Genomic DNA, 15169 nt, shown 5'->3' with positions numbered 1-15169 from the left:
ATGCTGCGGCTCAGCGCGCCCGCTTCGTGTGCGCGCCGACCGGCTCGCGGTCGACGAGCACCGCGACCGACCGCGCGGGCACGGTGACACTGCCGGTGGCGGCATCCCACGTCGTCGTCTTCACGACGGCGTCGGACCCGTTCGCGAGCGCCGGCGTCAGCGAGAAGCCACGACCGGCGAGCGCCGAGACCGCCTGCGTCGTCGGTTCGACGCCTGCGTTGAACACCACGAGCGCGCCCTCGAGGGCCGGATCGACGTCGGCGCCGACCAGGTCGTCGATGAGCATCACGATGACGCCGGGGGCGGCATCCGTCCCGCTGTTCGGGAACGACACCTTCTCGCCGATGAGCTCGGCAGACCCGAGCCGCAGCAGACCCACCTCTTCGCGCACCTGCAACAGGTCGAGCGCCGCCGCCTCAGCCGCACCGATGTCGGACGCCGCGGGCTTGAGCGCCGGGTTCGCGAGGAGCGGGCGCATGGTGTCCCACTTCTCGGCGTTGTCGGCCGCGCGCGGCAGGCCCGAGCCGAAGGTCGACTCCTGACCGGTCCAGTCGATGCGGTTGAACCAGTCGCCCGAGTTGTAGCTGTTGCGATCGAGCGACTTCGAGCGGAGGAGCTCGGTGCCGGCGTGCCAGAACGACGGGGTCTGCGAGAACGTCGTCGTCGCGAGCGACAGCGTGTTCATCCGCACGCGATCGCCCATCGACGTGCCGACCGGCAACTTCAGCACCGACAGGTCGTAGAGCGTCTCGTTGTCGTGCGCGTCGACGTAGGTGATGATCTCGTCGGGCTGGTCGGCGTAGCCGGCCGGCGCCCCGCGGTAGTCGAGCTCGTCGCCCGCCTTCACAGCGCCGGTGTGGTCCGTCAGCGTGTAGTCGCGGAGGTTGCCCGCGAGCCCGAGCTTGACCAGATCGGTCTGGTGCGCGAGGTCGGCGAGGGCCTGCTCCGTCGTGCCGTTGATCGGCGCGCCGTTCGGGTCGGTGCCGAGCCCCGTGCCGAAGCCCTGCTGCTGGAAGGTCTCGGCCGCCACCGGGCTGCCGCCGTGCACCGCGTCGCGCAGGCGATCGCTGAACGTGCCGATGCCGGTCTTGCCGAGCTGCCCCTGCGTGGCCTGGGTGAAGAGGGCGTTGTTCGCGACCTCACCGAAGTTCCAGCCCTCGCCGTAGAGGTAGATCGCCTGTCCGTCGACCCCGTCCTGCTTGAGCGTGAGCTCGTCGAGCGCATCGCGGATCGCGAGCATGTTGTCGCGCGAGTGGTGACCCATCAGGTCGAAGCGGAAGCCGTCGACCTTGTAGTCGCGCGCCCACGTGACGACGGAGTCGACCATGAGCTTCTGCGCCACCTCGTGCTCGGTCGCGACATTCTGGCAGCAGGTCGAGGTCTCGACGGCACCTGCGAGATTCAGTCGGTGGTAGTAACCGGGCACGACCTGGTCGAGCACCGATTTGGCGCCCTGACCCGACTGCGCGGTGTGGTTGTAGACCTCGTCGAGCACGACCTGCAGGCCCATGCCATGGAGCGCCCCGACCATCTCGCGGAATTCGCCGACGCGCGCACCGCCCTCGGGGTCGACGGCGTACGAGCCCTCGGGAACCGTGTAGTGGTACGGGTCGTAGCCCCAGTTGAAACCGTCGGCGTCGGCGACCCCTTCGACGCACGCCTGCTGCTCAGCGCTGTCGGCGGCGAACGACGTGAGGTTGCAGTCGGGCACGGCCTGAAGAGAGCGGTCCTCCTCGATCGTGGCGATGTCGAACGACGGCAGCAGGTGCACGGTGTTGATGCCGGCGTCTGCGAGCTGCCGCAGCTGCTGCGTGCCCGCGCTGTCGCGCGTGAAGGCCCGGTAGGTGCCGCGCTCCTCGGCGGGCACGGACTCGTCGCCGATCGAGAAGTCGCGGATGTGCAGCTCGTAGATCGCGCGGTCGACGGGGCGGTCGATGATCGGCGCCTTCGTCTTCTCCCACTGCTTCGGCTTGAGCTTCTTGTCGTCGAGGTCGACGGCGACCGAGCGCTCGGAGTTGATCGTGAGCGCCACCGAGTACGGGTCGGTCACCGTGTTGGTGACGATCGCGCCCTCGGTCGGCGCGTAGACCACGACCTCCCACAGGTACTCGGCACCGGCGAGTGACTTCGCGCCCTTCACCGACCATGCTCCGGATGCCGCGTCCCACGTCGCGGCGTGGCGCGCGGGCTCGCCCTCGGCGCCCGCGTCCCATGTGAGGAGCGTCGCCGACGAAGCCGTCGGCGCCCACAGGCGGAACGTCGGCTTGCCGCTCTTGAAGGTCACCCCGAGGTCGAGGTCTCCGACGCCGTCGGCGTAGAGGTCGTCGAGCACGCCCGGGATCTGCACGCCGGTGTAAGCCGTGAGGGTGCCCTCGGCGTCGCGCTGCGACACCTTGAGCTGGCCCTGCAGCAGGGCGGCGACGGCATCCCGATCCGCTCCCTCGACGCGCAGCGCGACGAAGTCGGCGAGCGCGGGGAAGCGCTCCTGCTGGGCGTCGGTGAGTCCGCCGTCGACGACGGCGAGATCGAGGGCGTCGCCACCGCTGACCTGCTCGTCCTCGAGCGTAAGGGTCGCGTCGGCAGAGGAGTGCAGCTGCCAGCTCGCACCCACGGCGTCGGTGCCGAGGTTCGTGGGCCACGCGATCGTGTCGGCGTCGATCCAGTGCGCGCGCAGCTCACCGGTCCCCGCGAGCGGCGGGTTGGCCACCTCGATCTCGAGCGTGTGTGTGGCGAGCGTGTAGCGGAAGACGACGGCCTCGCCGTCGGACGTGCTGAACGCGTAGTTCGCGCCGCCGGGCACTCCGTCCTGGCCGTAGTTCTCGCTCCAGCTGAGACCGTGGGCGGCCTTCGCCTCATAGGCGCCGGCGGCGATGCCGGCGGTCGAGAATTCGTACACGCCGTCCCTGTCGCCGTCCGCCATCATGGTCGCCAGGCACTCGGGCGCCCAGTCGCCCGCGCAGCCGACTTGACTCTGGTAGTTGCCGGGAAGCGTGACGATCGGGCCCTCGGCCGACGACTGCACGATGTTGGTCCGCGGGTCGTAGTAGAACGTGACGGTCGCGTCCTGCGCGAGCGTGAACGCGATGTTCGCACCGCCCGGCACGCCGTTCGCGCCGTAGTTCACGGTCCAGTTGCCGTTGAGGGCCACCTTGTACTCGTACGAGCCGGCGGGCAGCGCGAAGGATCCGGTGTAGATGCCGTCCTTGAGCGTCAGCTTCGCCTTCTCGCACGCGGGATCCCAGTCGCCGCCGCAGCCCATTTCGGTGTTGAGGCTGCCGGGAACGGTGACGAGCTCGGTCGGCACCTCGGGCTCCTCTGCGGCGAACCCCGCGATCGCGAACGTCGAGGCGGCGGAGTGGGCGCCGGCGGCATCCGTCGACACCGCGCGGTACTCGACGAGCGTGCCCTTCGCGAGGTCGCCGACGTCGTGGAAGACGCGGGGGTCGGTGTCTTCGGCGGTGCCGAGGGCGTTCCAGTCGTCCGAGCCCACCACGCGCCACGCGAAGCTCGTCTCGCGCCACGTGTCGCCGGCGCTTGCCGACACCGCGGCCTTGCCCGAGACGCCGGAGCCTGTCGCCGGTGCGGTGATGGTGAGCTCGGCCGGCTCTGCGGGGGCGGTAACCGCACGGTCGGCGCGGTAGACGACCGCCGAGAGCGCGGGGACGGTGACGGATGCTGCCGCTGCGGCATCCGTCGACACCGCGTCGCCGCCGCCATAGACCGGCGTGTACGAAGCGCCCGCGGTGAGCGTCGTGAGGCTCACGGTCTGCGCGGTGGTCGCGTTGTTGAGCGCGACAAGGTACTCGACCTTGTCGGTGCGGTCGATGCGCGAGAAGGCGTAGACGCCTGCGCCGTCGGCGGCGTACCGCTCGATCTGCGCTCCCGTGACGAGCGTCGGGTGGTCGGCGCGCAGCTGCGACAGCGCCGCGATGTGCTCGTAGACCGGCACATCGGTGGCGAACCGGTCGACGGCACCGGCGATCTCGCCGGTGACGAGCGGCTGCTCGACGTACTCGGCGACCTGCGAGGCGAACAGCGTCTGGCGCGCGCTCTTGTCGTTGCCCTCACCGGCACCGGCGAAGCCCTGCTCGTCACCGTAGTAGACGACCGGCTGGCCGCGCCCGAGGAACATCAGGTCGTGGGCGAGCAGATCGCGCTCGAGGGTCTGGCCGGAGTTCTTGAGGAAGAACCCGATGCGGCCCATGTCGTGGTTGCCGAGGAAGGTCGGCAGCGCCGTCGCGGACGAATCGGGCGTCGTGTAGTGGTCGTCTCCGGCGAAGAGGCTCCGCAGGCCCCTCGCCGAGTTGCCCTGCGCGAAACTCGACGCGGACGACTGGAACGTGAAGTCGAGCACCGAGTTCATGTCGGTGTCCCGGACGTACGGCGAGAGCTTGACCGGATCGGCGTCGTAGACCTCGCCGAACATGAAGAAGTCGGGCTTGCCGTTCGCGTGTGCGTAGTCGAGGACTTCGGTGGACCATTCCTCCCAGAACTCGAAGTTCACGTGCTTGGCGGTGTCGATGCGGAAGCCGTCGATGCCGAGGTCGATCCAGTCCTGGTACACGTCCACGAACCCGTCGACGACGGTCGGGTGCTCGGTCATGAGGTCGTCGAGGCCCGAGAAGTCGCCGAGCGTGACCGACTCCCCGCTCCAGGTCGAGTCGCCGCGGTTGTGGTAGAGCGTCGGGTCGTTCAGCCACGCCGGGACCTTGAGGTTCGCATCGGCGGGCGCGATGACGGGCGTGTACGGGAAGCTCGTGGCGGCATCCAGCGTCGGGAAGGTCTCCGAGCCTGCGTTCGCGGCGATGTCGAAGGGCTCACCCTCGGCGTCGCGGTAGGGGCTCGTCGCCTGATCGATGTAGGAGTACTGCCCCTCCTCGTACGAGATGACGTCCGCGGTGTGGTTCGTGATGATGTCGAAGTAGACCTTGATGTCTTTCGCATTCGCCTCGGCGATGAGCGCCTCGAGCTCGGCGTTCGTGCCCAGGTGCGGGTCGAGCTGCGTGAAGTCGGTGATCCAGTAGCCGTGGTACCCGGCGCTCGCGTTCGCGCCCTCGCCCTGCACGGGCTTGTTCTTGAAGCTCGGCGTCAGCCAGATCGCGGTCGTGCCGAGCCCGTCGATGTAGGCGAGGTTCTCGCGCAGGCCCGCGATGTCGCCGCCGTGGTAGAAGCCCTTGTCCGTCGGGTCGAAGCCGTGCGCCATGCGGTCGCCGGCGATCGCCGCGGTGTCGTTGGACGTGTCGCCGTTGGCGAAGCGGTCGGTCATGACGAAGTAGAACTGCTCCTGGCTGCCGGGCTGCCGCACGGGATCGGCGACGAGCGCGTCATCGGCCTCGGTGTAGCCGGCGCGGAGGGACTCGGCCTCGACCACGACCTCGACCTGCTTGGCGACGTCGTCGAAGACGAAGCGCAGCGTCGACGGACCGCCGACTGTGAGCGGCACGTTCTGCCCGTCGATGCCGTACGACTCGTCCCACGCGTGGTTCACGGCGATCTTGTACTCGAACGTACCGGCGGGCACGGTGAACTCGGCCTCGTACACATCCGGCGTCGTGGTCGCGGTGAGGTCGGTCGCCGTGCACGACGGCTGCCAGTCCTCGGTGCAGCCGAGCTCGTTCTGCAGACTCCCGACGAGCGTGAAGGTGCGCTCATCGGCCGCCGCGGGGGCTGCGACGACGATGCCCCCGGTCAGGATCACCGCGGCGGCGGTGAGGACCGCGGCGAGTCGTCGTGCACGTGCGGAGGTCGGCTTCGAGCGCATCATCTTCGACACAGGGGCTCCAGGGGGAGGAGGGGCACGGCGACGTGCCCGAGGTGCAGGTGTTCCGCCGACGCTAACCCGGATGATTCGAAACTGCAAGCGCTTACATTGTGAGAAAGGCTTAATACGGCGGATGCCGGGGCCTCGGCATCCGTCCCCAAGCGCATAGGAGCAATCGCTTGCACCCGCCGTCGGGCCCTCAGAGCCTCTCGATGATCGTCGCGTTCGCCAGGCCGCCGCCCTCGCACATCGTCTGCAGGCCGTACCGCCCGCCGGTCGCCTCGAGGTGGGCGACGAGCGTGCCGAGCAGGCGCGTCCCCGACGCGCCGACGGCGTGGCCGAGCGCGATGGCGCCGCCCCACGGATTGAGCTTGGCCGGATCCGCGTCGAGCTCTCGCGCCCACGCGATCGGCACCGAGGCGAACGCCTCGTTGACCTCGTACGCATCGAGGTCGGAGATCGCGAGACCGCTGCGCTCGAGGATGCGCCGGGTCGCCGGGATCGGCCCCGTCAGCATCATCATCGGATCATCGCCGACGACCGCGAAGGCATGGAATCGCGCGCGCGGCGTGAGTCCCAGCTCGGCGGCCTTCTCCTCGCTCATGATGAGGGCCGCCGATGCCGCATCGGTGAGGGGCGACGCGTTGCCCGGCGTGATCCGCCAGTCGAGGTCGGGGAAGCGCGCGGCGAGCTCGTCGGTGCGGAAGGCCGGGTTCAGCCCGGCGAGGCCCTCGGCGGTCGTGCCGGCGCGGACCGTCTCGTCCGTCGTCACGGCCTCGGCCGACCCCGGCGCGAGCACCGGCAGCACCTGGGAGTCGAACCGTCCCTGCGTCCACGCCTCGGCTGCGCGCCGGTGCGACTCGGCCGAGAACGCGTCGAGCTCGTCGCGCGAAAGCCCCCAGCGCTCTGCGATCAGCTCGGCCGAGACCCCCTGGTTGACGAGCCCGTCGGGGTAGCGGCGCGCGAGCCCAGGCGCGAGAGAGCCGCCCTGCCGAGACGACCCCAGCGGCACGCGGCTCATCGACTCCACGCCGGCGGCGATGACGATGTCGTACGCGCCGGCGATCACGCCCTGCGCGGCGAAGTGCGCGGCCTGCTGACTCGATCCGCACTGGCGGTCGATCGTGGTCGCGGGCACCGTCTCGTCGAAGCCGGCGGCCAGCACCGCCTGGCGCCCGATGTTCATCGCCTGATCGCCGATCTGGCTGACGCAGCCCATCAGCACGTCGTCGATCTGGCGCGACGCGAGGCCGTTGCGCTCGAGGATCGCGGTGAGCACCCCCGCAGCGAGGTCGACGGGGTGCACGGCGCTGAGCGCTCCCCCGGGCTTGCCGCGACCCGACGGGGTGCGGACGACGTCGACGATGACGGCTTGGCGCATGAGAGCCTCCTGTTCCTCCACCCTAGAACGCCGGACGCATGCCGGCCCTGCCCACCCGGACCGGGGGCCTCGTCTGCATTCGGGCGCTGTGTTACTGTGCGCCTAGATGCGCGGAATCGCGCGTCATCTCGGTGCCTCGCGGGGGAGGAGACGATGAAGCGATCGGCTGCGCTCCTCGCGATCGTCGTGGCCACGACGCTCGCCGTGTCCGCCTGCGGACGCACCGATGCTCCGGAAGACGACGGCCGCATGACCATCGACGACACTCCTGCGACCGGCGAGATCACGGTGTGGACGGCGGGCGGCAACGGCGCAAAGCTCGAGCCCTTCGTCGCGGCGTTCGAAGCGGACAACCCCGACGCCACGATCGAGGTGACCGACATCCCCTGGAACGAGGTCACGACCAAGATCCGCAGCGCCCTCGCCGCCGGCACTGAGCCCGACCTCGTGCTGATCGGGCTTCCCGATGTCGCCATGCTCATCGCGACGGACGAGTTCCAGCCGGTTGCAGACGGCGTCGTGGATGCGAGCGGCATCCTCTCCGACGTGCAGGAGGCGACCGAGCACGACGGGCTTTCTTATGCCGTCCCGTGGTTCGTCGAGACGAGGCTGTTCTGCTACCGCAAGGACTTCGCCGCACTCGCGGGCGCCACCGCCCCGACGACGTGGGACGAGCTGCTGGCGTTCTCGGACGACCTGCGCACCCTCGGCACGATCGAGACCCCGCTCCTGGTGCCCATCGGCCCCGATCAGCGAGTCGGGGAGTTCCTCATGCCCCTGCTCGCGCAGGCCGGCGGGTCGGCGATGAACGACGACGGCACCGCGTTCACCCTCGACACCCCCGAGATGGTCTCCGCCCTCGAGTTCTACGGCCGACTGTTCGCGGAAGGGCACGCTTCGCCTGGCGGGACGACCGGCGGCAACCCGATCGGCGATGCCCTGGCCGGGCGCATCGCCGCGTTCTATGTCGGCACATGGATCATCCCCGCGATCGTCACCCAGGTCGGACAGGCCATGGTCGACTCCGCCGTCGCGTGCATCACCGTTCCCGCGGGAAGCGCCGGCAATGCATCGCACCTCGGAGCCGCCACGTGGGCGGTCCCCCGCGACGCAGAGAACGCCGACGGCGCGTTCAAGTTCGTGCGGTCGCTCGTCTCGCTCGAGGCGCAGCAGGCACTGTTCGACGCCACCCACGAGCTTCCGGCCCTGACCGCCGCGTGGGAGCACCCGCCGCTGCAGGACGACCCGTGGATCGCGACGGCGCTGACCCAGCTCGACAGCGTCGTCACCAATCCGCCGGTGCCCTCGTGGAGCGAGCTCGAGCAGACCGTCGGCGCCGAAGCCGAGAAGGTCGCGCGCGGCACGAGCACACCCGAGCAGGCCGCTGCGGCGATGCAGCAGAAGGCCGACGAGCTCGGCGTCGGCTGGTAGCGGCGGTGCCGGCCCGGTCGCGCGGCTCACTGGCCGCCAACCGGCGGCGGACGCAGGGGTGGGCGGCGTGGCTGCTGGCACTTCCCTTCGTGGTGGTGTTCGCCGCGTTCATGCTGCTCCCGATCGCCGGGTCGCTCGCGATGTCGTTCACCGACATGACCGTGCGCGATGTCGGCACCCCGTTCGCGGTGAACCTCATCGGCTTCGATCAGTACGCAGCGCTGTTCGCAGACCCGCTGTTCGTGCAGTCGCTCGGCAACACGGCCGCCTTCGTGCTCGTCTGCATCCCGATCACGATGGCGATCGCGCTCGCGATGGCGGTGGCTCTCGACGCCGGCATCGAGCGCCTGCGCACCGTCTTCCGTGTCGGGTTCTTCGCGCCGGTCGTGACCGCCGTCGTCGCGATCGCGATCGTCTGGCGGTTCATCCTGCAGCCCGACGGCCTTCTCAACGCGGCGCTGGCGGTCGTCGGCATCGAGGGACCGGATTGGCTGAGCGACCCCGCGTGGGCGCTGCCGGCGATGATCCTGATGACGGTGTGGCGCAACTTCGGACTGCTCGTGATCATCTTCCTCGCGGGGCTCCAGGCGGTGCCGCCCGAACTGCATGAAGCCGCCGCGGTCGACGGCGCGGGTGCGGGGGCGCGATTCCGCCGCATCACCCTGCCGATCCTCACGCCGACGCTGCTGCTGGGCGGCGTGCTCCTCTCGGTGAGCTACCTGCAGTTCTTCGAAGAGCCGTTCGTGATGACCGGGGGCGGACCGCTCGGGTCGACGACATCGGTCAGCCTGTTCGTCTACAACCAGTTCGGCTTCGGCGACTACGCGTTCGGCGCGGCGGGCGCCTACGTGCTCTTCGTGATCATCGCCGCCGTCTCCGCCGCATGGTTCCGCCTGCTGCGGTCGCGGGAGTGAGGCGGTGCGGCAGATGAAGCAGAGCATGACACGGGCGCCCGAGACCGCCGGGACGGCGCGGTGGCGACGCCCGCGCGCCGGCGCGGCGGCCGCGCTGTACCTCGCCGTATCGATCGCCCTCATCCTGACGCTGCTCCCCTTCGCGTGGATGGCGCTCGGGTCGCTCAAGACCGAGGTCGAGTTGAGCCTGAGTCCGCCCACCTTCCTGCCGCTCCAGCCGACGCTCGACAACTACTCGACGTGGCTCACGCAGCTGGACTTCCCGCTGCACCTCGGCAACTCGCTCATCGTCGCGGTGGTCGTGGTCGCCGGGAACCTCGTCTTCTGCACGATGTTCGGCTATGCCCTCGCCAAGCTCGATTTCCCCGGCAAGCGGATGCTGTTCCTGCTCGTCATGGGCACGCTCATGGTGCCCGGCATCGTCACGATGATCCCGCTGTTCGTCATCGTCGCGAACCTCGGGCTCGCCGACACCTATGTCGCGCTCATCCTGCCGTTCATCGCGACACCGCTGGGCGTCTTCCTCATGCGGCAGTACATGCTCGCGATCCCCGACCCGCTGCTGGAGGCGGCGCGGATCGATGGTGCGGGCGAGTTCCGCGTGCTGCTGCGCATCGTGGTCCCGCAGTGCGGGGCGCCGCTGGCGACGCTCGCGATCCTCACGTTCCTGTCGTCGTGGAACAACTTCCTGTGGCCGCTCGTGGTCGCCCAGTCCGAGGAGTTGTATACGCTGCCGGTCGCACTCGCGCTCTACGCGATCGGCCCGAACGGCATCCAGTACGGCCTGCTGATGGCCGGCACCGTCCTCGTGGTCGCACCCGTCCTCGTGCTCTTCGTCGCGCTGCAGCGCTTCGTGATCCGCGGAATCGCGACCACCGGCATCCGCTGATCGAGCTTCGACCGCTACGCCCGGCGACCCTCAGGTGTTCCGTAGGCGCTGCGCTGCGCGATGACGGCGAGCGTGCACCGCGAGATGCAGACGAGCTTTCCCGCATCGTCGACGATGCGGATCTCCCACACGTGCGCGCGGCGGCCGATGTTCACGGGCGTCACCGTCGCCGTCACCCAGCCCGACGAGATCGGGCGGATGTGGTTCGCGTTGATCTCCTGCCCGACGACGTGGAACCGCTCGCGGTCCACCGCGAGGTGGCCGGCCCACGACGCGAGCGTCTCGGCGAGCGCGACCGACGCCCCACCGTGGAGGACACCCGCCGGCTGCACGGTGCGCCGGTCGACCGGCATACGGCCGATCAGCGCGTCGTCCTGCACCTCGAGGATCTCGATGCCGAGATGCTCGATCAGCGTCCCCGACGCCATCGCGTCGAGGTCGACGTCGGCGAGGTCGCCGTGCCAGATGCTCATCCCTCGGCTTCCGCCTCGCGTTCGGCGGCGGCGAGGGTCGCGGCATCCGCCTCGTAGCCGTCGATGTGGCGCTCGTCGGGACCGTTGTACTCCGACAGCGGGCGGATGAGCGCGTTCGAGGCGAGCTGCTCCATGATGTGGGCGGTCCAGCCGGTGATGCGCGCCGCGACGAACAGCGGCGTGAAGGTCAGCGTGTCGAAGCCGATCAGGTTGTAGGCCGGACCCGAGGGGTAGTCGAGGTTCGGGTAGATGCCCTTGCGGCCGACGAACTCCGACTCGAGGGTGTCGTAGAGCGCGGCGACATCCGGCCGGTCGTAGTGCGCGACGAGCGTGTCGAGCGCCGCCTTCATAGTCGGCACGCGCGAGTCGCCGCGCTTGTAGACGCGATGCCCGAAGCCCATGATCTTGCGCTTCTCCGCGAGCGCGGTGTCGAGCCACGGGCCGACGTTGGCGGCTTCGCCGATCTCGTCGAAGATGTGCAGCACGGCCTCGTTCGCGCCGCCGTGCAGGGGTCCCTTGAGCGCGCCGATCGCGCCGACGACCGCCGAGTACAGGTCGCTGAGCGTGGAGGTGATGACGCGCGCGGTGAAGGTCGATGCGTTGAAGGAGTGCTCGGCGTAGAGGATCATCGACCGGTTGAAGGCGTCGACGACCACGCGGTCGGCCTCTTCGCCGAACGTCATCCAGAGGAAGTTCGCCGAGTAGTCGAGGTCGTCGCGCGGCGCGATCGGCTGCTGCCCACGACGCCGGCGCTGGCCGTAGGCGACGATGGCGGGAAGCACGGCGAACAGCCGGATGCTGCGCGCGAGGTTCTCCTCCGCGCTCCCGCTGACGTCGAGCACCGAGCCTGTGCCGGCGAGGTCGCGCGCGCCGATGATGCTGACCGCCGTGCGCACCTCGTCCATCGGGTGGGCGTCCACCGGCACGAGGTCGATGGCCGCCCGGACGTCGGCGGGCAGCGAACGGTACGACCGCTCGGTCGCACGCAGTTGTGCGAGCTGCACGTCGGTCGGCAGCTCGCCGTGCCACAGCAGGTACGCCACCGCCTCGAAGGGCTGGGTCGCCGCCAGCTCCTGCACGGGATACCCCCGGTACAGCAGGGAGTTCGTCTCAGGGTTGACCTTCGACACCGCCGTGTAGTCGACGACGACTCCGGCGAGGCCCTTCTTGATGTCGGGTTCAGTCATGGAATGCTCCTCTAGCGGGCGATCTGGAAGTTGAAGACGTCGGTGTCGAAGTGGTTGTACTGCTCGTAGTCGATCAGGTCGTACAGGTCGGCGCGGTGCTGCATCTCGCCGAGCTTCGCAGTGAGGTGGCCCTCGTCGTCGAGCGTGTCGAGAGCACGGGATGCCGCACCCATCGCGATCCGCAGGAGCGAGACGGGCCAGATCACGATGTTGACGCCGACGTCTCGCAACTGATCCGTCGAAAAAAGCTCGGACTTCCCGAACTCGGTCATGTTGGCCAGGATCGGCACGTCGACGGCGGCGCGGATCGCGGCGAACTCCTCGAGCGAGCGCATCGCCTCGGGGAAGATCGCGTCGGCACCGGCATCCACCAGCGCCTTCGCGCGATCGATCGCGGCATCCAACCCCTCCACCGCGCGGATGTCGGTCCGCGCCATGATCAGGAAGTTCGGGTCGCGGCGCGCATCGGCGGCCGCGCGGATGCGCTTGATCGCGGTGCCCTCGTCGACGACCGACTTGCCGTCGAGATGTCCGCAGCGCTTCGGGTTGATCTGGTCCTCGATGTGGGCGCCGGCGAGCCCGGCGTCTTCGAGGGTCTGGATCGTGCGCGCGACGTTCATCGGCTCGCCGAACCCCGTGTCGGCATCGATGATCGCGGGCAGGTCGGTCATGCGGGCGATCTGCTGCCCGCGACCGGCGACCTCGGTGAGGGTCGTGAGGCCGATGTCGGGGAGGCCGAGGTCGGCGGCGAGCACCGCACCCGAGATGTAGACGCCCTCGAAGCCCTTGCGCTCGATGAGTCGCGCGGAGAGCGGATTGAACGCCCCCGGGAAGCGCAGCAGCTCGCCGCTGGCGAGACGCTCGCGGAACGCCCGGCGTTTCTCGTGCGCGGGAACGGCGGAGTACAGCATCAGAACAGGCCCTTGGGGGCCGGCGCCGAAGCCAGCACACCGTGCTCGGCGACGATCGTGAGCTGCTGCACCTCTTCGGCGCTGAGCTCGGGCAGACGCTCGGCGAGGCCGAGGAACCGCTCGATCTCTTCGGCCGACAGAACGGGCTCGGCGAGGATGCGGAACTTGCGGACGTAGTCCTCGCGCGCGAACGGCCGCGCTCCGAGCGGGTGCGCGTCGGCGACGGCGATCTCGTCCTCGATGACGGTGCCGTCGGTGAGGGTGATGGCCACGCGACCGCCGAAGGCCTTCTCGTTCGGATCTTCGGAGTGGTACCGGCGCGTCCACTCGGCATCCTCAGCCGTCGTGATCTTCTTCCACAGCTCCACGGTGTCTGCGCGCGCCGCGCGTTCGGGCGTGTACGAGTCGACGTGGTGCCAGCCGCCGTCCTGAAGCGCCACGGCGAAGATATACGGGATCGAGTGGTCGAGGGTCTCGCGCGACGCCGTGGGGTCGTACTTCTGCGGGTCGTTCGCGCCCGACCCGATCACGTAGTGCGTGTGGTGCGAGGTGTGCAGCACGATCGACTCGACCCGGACATCGTCCGGTCCCTCACCGAGCGCCGCGTGGCGCAGCGCCTCGTGCTCGCCGTGCAGGCGCCGGGCGAGGTCGATCCAGGCCTGCGCCTGGTACTCGGCGGAGTGCTCCTTCGTGTACGAGTCGAGGATGCCGCGCTTGGGCTCTCCGGCAGCCGGGAGCGGAACGTCGTACGACGCCTCGGGGCCGTCGAGCATCCAGGCGATCACGCCGTCTTCACCCTCGTAGATGGGCGAGGGCGAGGTCTCGCCCCGCATCGCGCGGTCGACGGCTTCGACCGCCATCTTGCCGGCGAACGCCGGGGCGTGCGCCTTCCAGGTCGAGATCTCGCCCTTGCGCGACTGCCGCGTCGCGGTCGTGGTGTGCAGCGCCTGCCCGACCGCCTGGTAGATCGTCTCGGTGTCGAGCCCGAGGAGCGTGCCGATGCCGGCGGCGGCCGACGGGCCGAGGTGGGCGACGTGGTCGATCTTGTGCTTGTGCAGGCAGATGGCCCGAACGAGGTCGATCTGGATCTCGTAACCGGTCGCGAGCCCGCGCACGAGCGCCGCGCCGTCGGCGCCGACGTGCTGGGCGACCGCGAGGATCGGCGGGATGTTGTCGCCGGGGTGCGAGTAGTCGGCCGCGAGGAACGTGTCGTGGTAGTCGAGCTCACGCACCGCCACGCCGTTGGCCCACGCCGCCCACTCCGGCGATGTGCGTCGCTCGAGCGGGCAGCCGAACACGGTCGCGCCGTCGCCGCCGACCGAGACGGCGTGGTCGAGCGCCTGCTGGCGCGCGGCGCTCACGGGGGCGCGGGTGAGGGATGCCGCAGCCACCGCCGCGTTGTCGATGACGCGGTTGATGATCATGTCGACGACGTCGGGCTCGACCTCGACAGGGTCGGTGGCGACCTCGGCGATGTGCCAGGCGAGCTGGCCCGAGCGTTCGAGGTTCTCGTCGCTGCGGTGGACGCGGAGGTGATGGGTGACGGTCATGATCGTCCTTCAGGTCAGGGATTCCAGGATGTTGGTGAGCGCGTTGTGCAGATGCACGTGCGTGGCGTGCGCGGCGAGGTCGGCGTCGCGCGCGGCGATCGCGGTGGCGATCAGGCGATGCTCGGCGACGGATGCCGCGAGCCGGTCGGGGTTGTCGCGCGCGAGGCGCCGCACCCGCACGAGGTGCGTGCGGACGCCGCGGAGCGCGGCGGTGAGGTAGTCGTTGGCGACGGCGGCGTCGAGCTGCCGGTCGAAGCGCGCGATCACGGCGTAGTACGCGTCGAGCCCGCCGACGAGATCTGCGTCGCCGAACTCGCGCGCGAGGTCGGCGAAGGCCGCGGCATTCCCCCGCTCGGCGGCGAGACGGGCGGCGGTCTCCTCGAGTGCGCGACGCACCTCGAAGATCTCGCGGATGTCGTCGGCATCGATCGGCGTGACGACCGTGACGCGCGGCGACTGCTGGGCGACGAGTCCGTCGGCGGCGAGGCGGCTGAGCGCCTCGCGCAGCGGCGTGCGGCTCACCCCGAGGCGGGCGGCCTGCTCGACTTCGCCGAGCACGGCCCCGGGCGGCAGGGAGCCGGACTGGATCTCGTCGAGGAGAGTCGAGTACGCACGGTCGCTTGCACGCACAGCATCCACCTCCTCGACCGATCGTCCTCCGTCATTGTATAC

At 69.7% G+C, this 15169-nt stretch carries 10 protein-coding genes; 3 read left to right on the top strand and 7 right to left on the bottom strand.

Features of this window, described 5'->3' with window-relative positions; translation table 11 throughout:
* Window positions 1-10: 10 nt before the first annotated feature.
* Together pulA and FFS15_RS16575 are read right to left on the bottom strand one after the other, a co-directional pair.
* Window positions 11-5764, bottom strand: coding sequence for a pullulanase-type alpha-1,6-glucosidase (pulA, locus tag FFS15_RS16580; RefSeq protein WP_249354163.1), 5754 nt, complete (start codon window positions 5762-5764; stop codon window positions 11-13).
* Window positions 5765-5960: 196 nt separating this feature from the next.
* Window positions 5961-7142 carry a thiolase family protein gene (locus FFS15_RS16575; RefSeq protein ID WP_137846151.1) on the bottom strand — a complete coding sequence of 394 codons (1182 nt, stop codon included), beginning with the start codon at window positions 7140-7142 and terminating at the stop codon, window positions 5961-5963.
* Window positions 7143-7295: 153 nt separating this feature from the next.
* On the opposite strand from FFS15_RS16575, the gene FFS15_RS16570 reads away from it, so the two are divergent.
* The 3 genes from FFS15_RS16570 to FFS15_RS16560 are packed head-to-tail and all read left to right on the top strand — an operon-like array spanning window position 7296 to window position 10376.
* Entirely contained in the window at window positions 7296-8573 is a 1278-nt protein-coding gene (locus FFS15_RS16570) for an extracellular solute-binding protein (protein ID WP_137846150.1), read from the top strand.
* Window positions 8574-8578: 5 nt separating this feature from the next.
* The gene (locus FFS15_RS16565) at window positions 8579-9487 is read left to right on the top strand and encodes a sugar ABC transporter permease (RefSeq protein ID WP_249354152.1); all 909 of its coding nucleotides are present in this window, start codon (window positions 8579-8581) and stop codon (window positions 9485-9487) included.
* A gap of 25 nt (window positions 9488-9512) precedes the next feature.
* On the top strand, window positions 9513-10376 hold the full coding sequence (locus FFS15_RS16560; RefSeq protein WP_137846176.1) for a carbohydrate ABC transporter permease: 864 nt from the start codon (window positions 9513-9515) through the stop codon (window positions 10374-10376).
* 14 nt (window positions 10377-10390) lie between these two features.
* Here FFS15_RS16560 and FFS15_RS16555 read toward each other — a convergent pair whose 3' ends face one another.
* The 5 genes from FFS15_RS16555 to FFS15_RS16535 are packed head-to-tail and all read right to left on the bottom strand — an operon-like array spanning window position 10391 to window position 15127.
* Window positions 10391-10849 (bottom strand): hotdog fold thioesterase, encoded by a 459-nt coding sequence (locus FFS15_RS16555; protein WP_137846149.1) that lies wholly within the window; start codon window positions 10847-10849, stop codon window positions 10391-10393.
* Window positions 10846-12036: a bifunctional 2-methylcitrate synthase/citrate synthase gene (locus tag FFS15_RS16550; RefSeq protein WP_137846148.1), complete on the bottom strand. Its 1191-nt coding sequence runs from the start codon at window positions 12034-12036 to the stop codon at window positions 10846-10848. Before FFS15_RS16550 ends, FFS15_RS16555 begins: the two co-directional genes overlap by 4 nt.
* A gap of 11 nt (window positions 12037-12047) precedes the next feature.
* Window positions 12048-12947 (bottom strand): methylisocitrate lyase, encoded by a 900-nt coding sequence (prpB, locus tag FFS15_RS16545; RefSeq protein WP_137846147.1) that lies wholly within the window; start codon window positions 12945-12947, stop codon window positions 12048-12050.
* Window positions 12947-14497: an MmgE/PrpD family protein gene (locus FFS15_RS16540; RefSeq protein ID WP_137846146.1), complete on the bottom strand. Its 1551-nt coding sequence runs from the start codon at window positions 14495-14497 to the stop codon at window positions 12947-12949. The genes prpB and FFS15_RS16540 overlap by 1 nt, the downstream gene beginning before the upstream one ends.
* A 9-nt stretch (window positions 14498-14506) precedes the next feature.
* Window positions 14507-15127, bottom strand: a complete 621-nt coding sequence (locus FFS15_RS16535; RefSeq protein ID WP_137846145.1) for a GntR family transcriptional regulator — start codon at window positions 15125-15127, stop codon at window positions 14507-14509.
* Between the last annotated feature and the right edge of the window lie 42 nt (window positions 15128-15169).

It is taken from the genome of Microbacterium sp. 2FI, from assembly GCF_005502885.1.
In the GTDB taxonomy this organism is placed as follows: domain Bacteria; phylum Actinomycetota; class Actinomycetes; order Actinomycetales; family Microbacteriaceae; genus Microbacterium.
The sequence above is the reverse complement of the archived record's forward strand: the minus strand, read 5'-3'. Positions and strand labels throughout refer to the sequence as shown.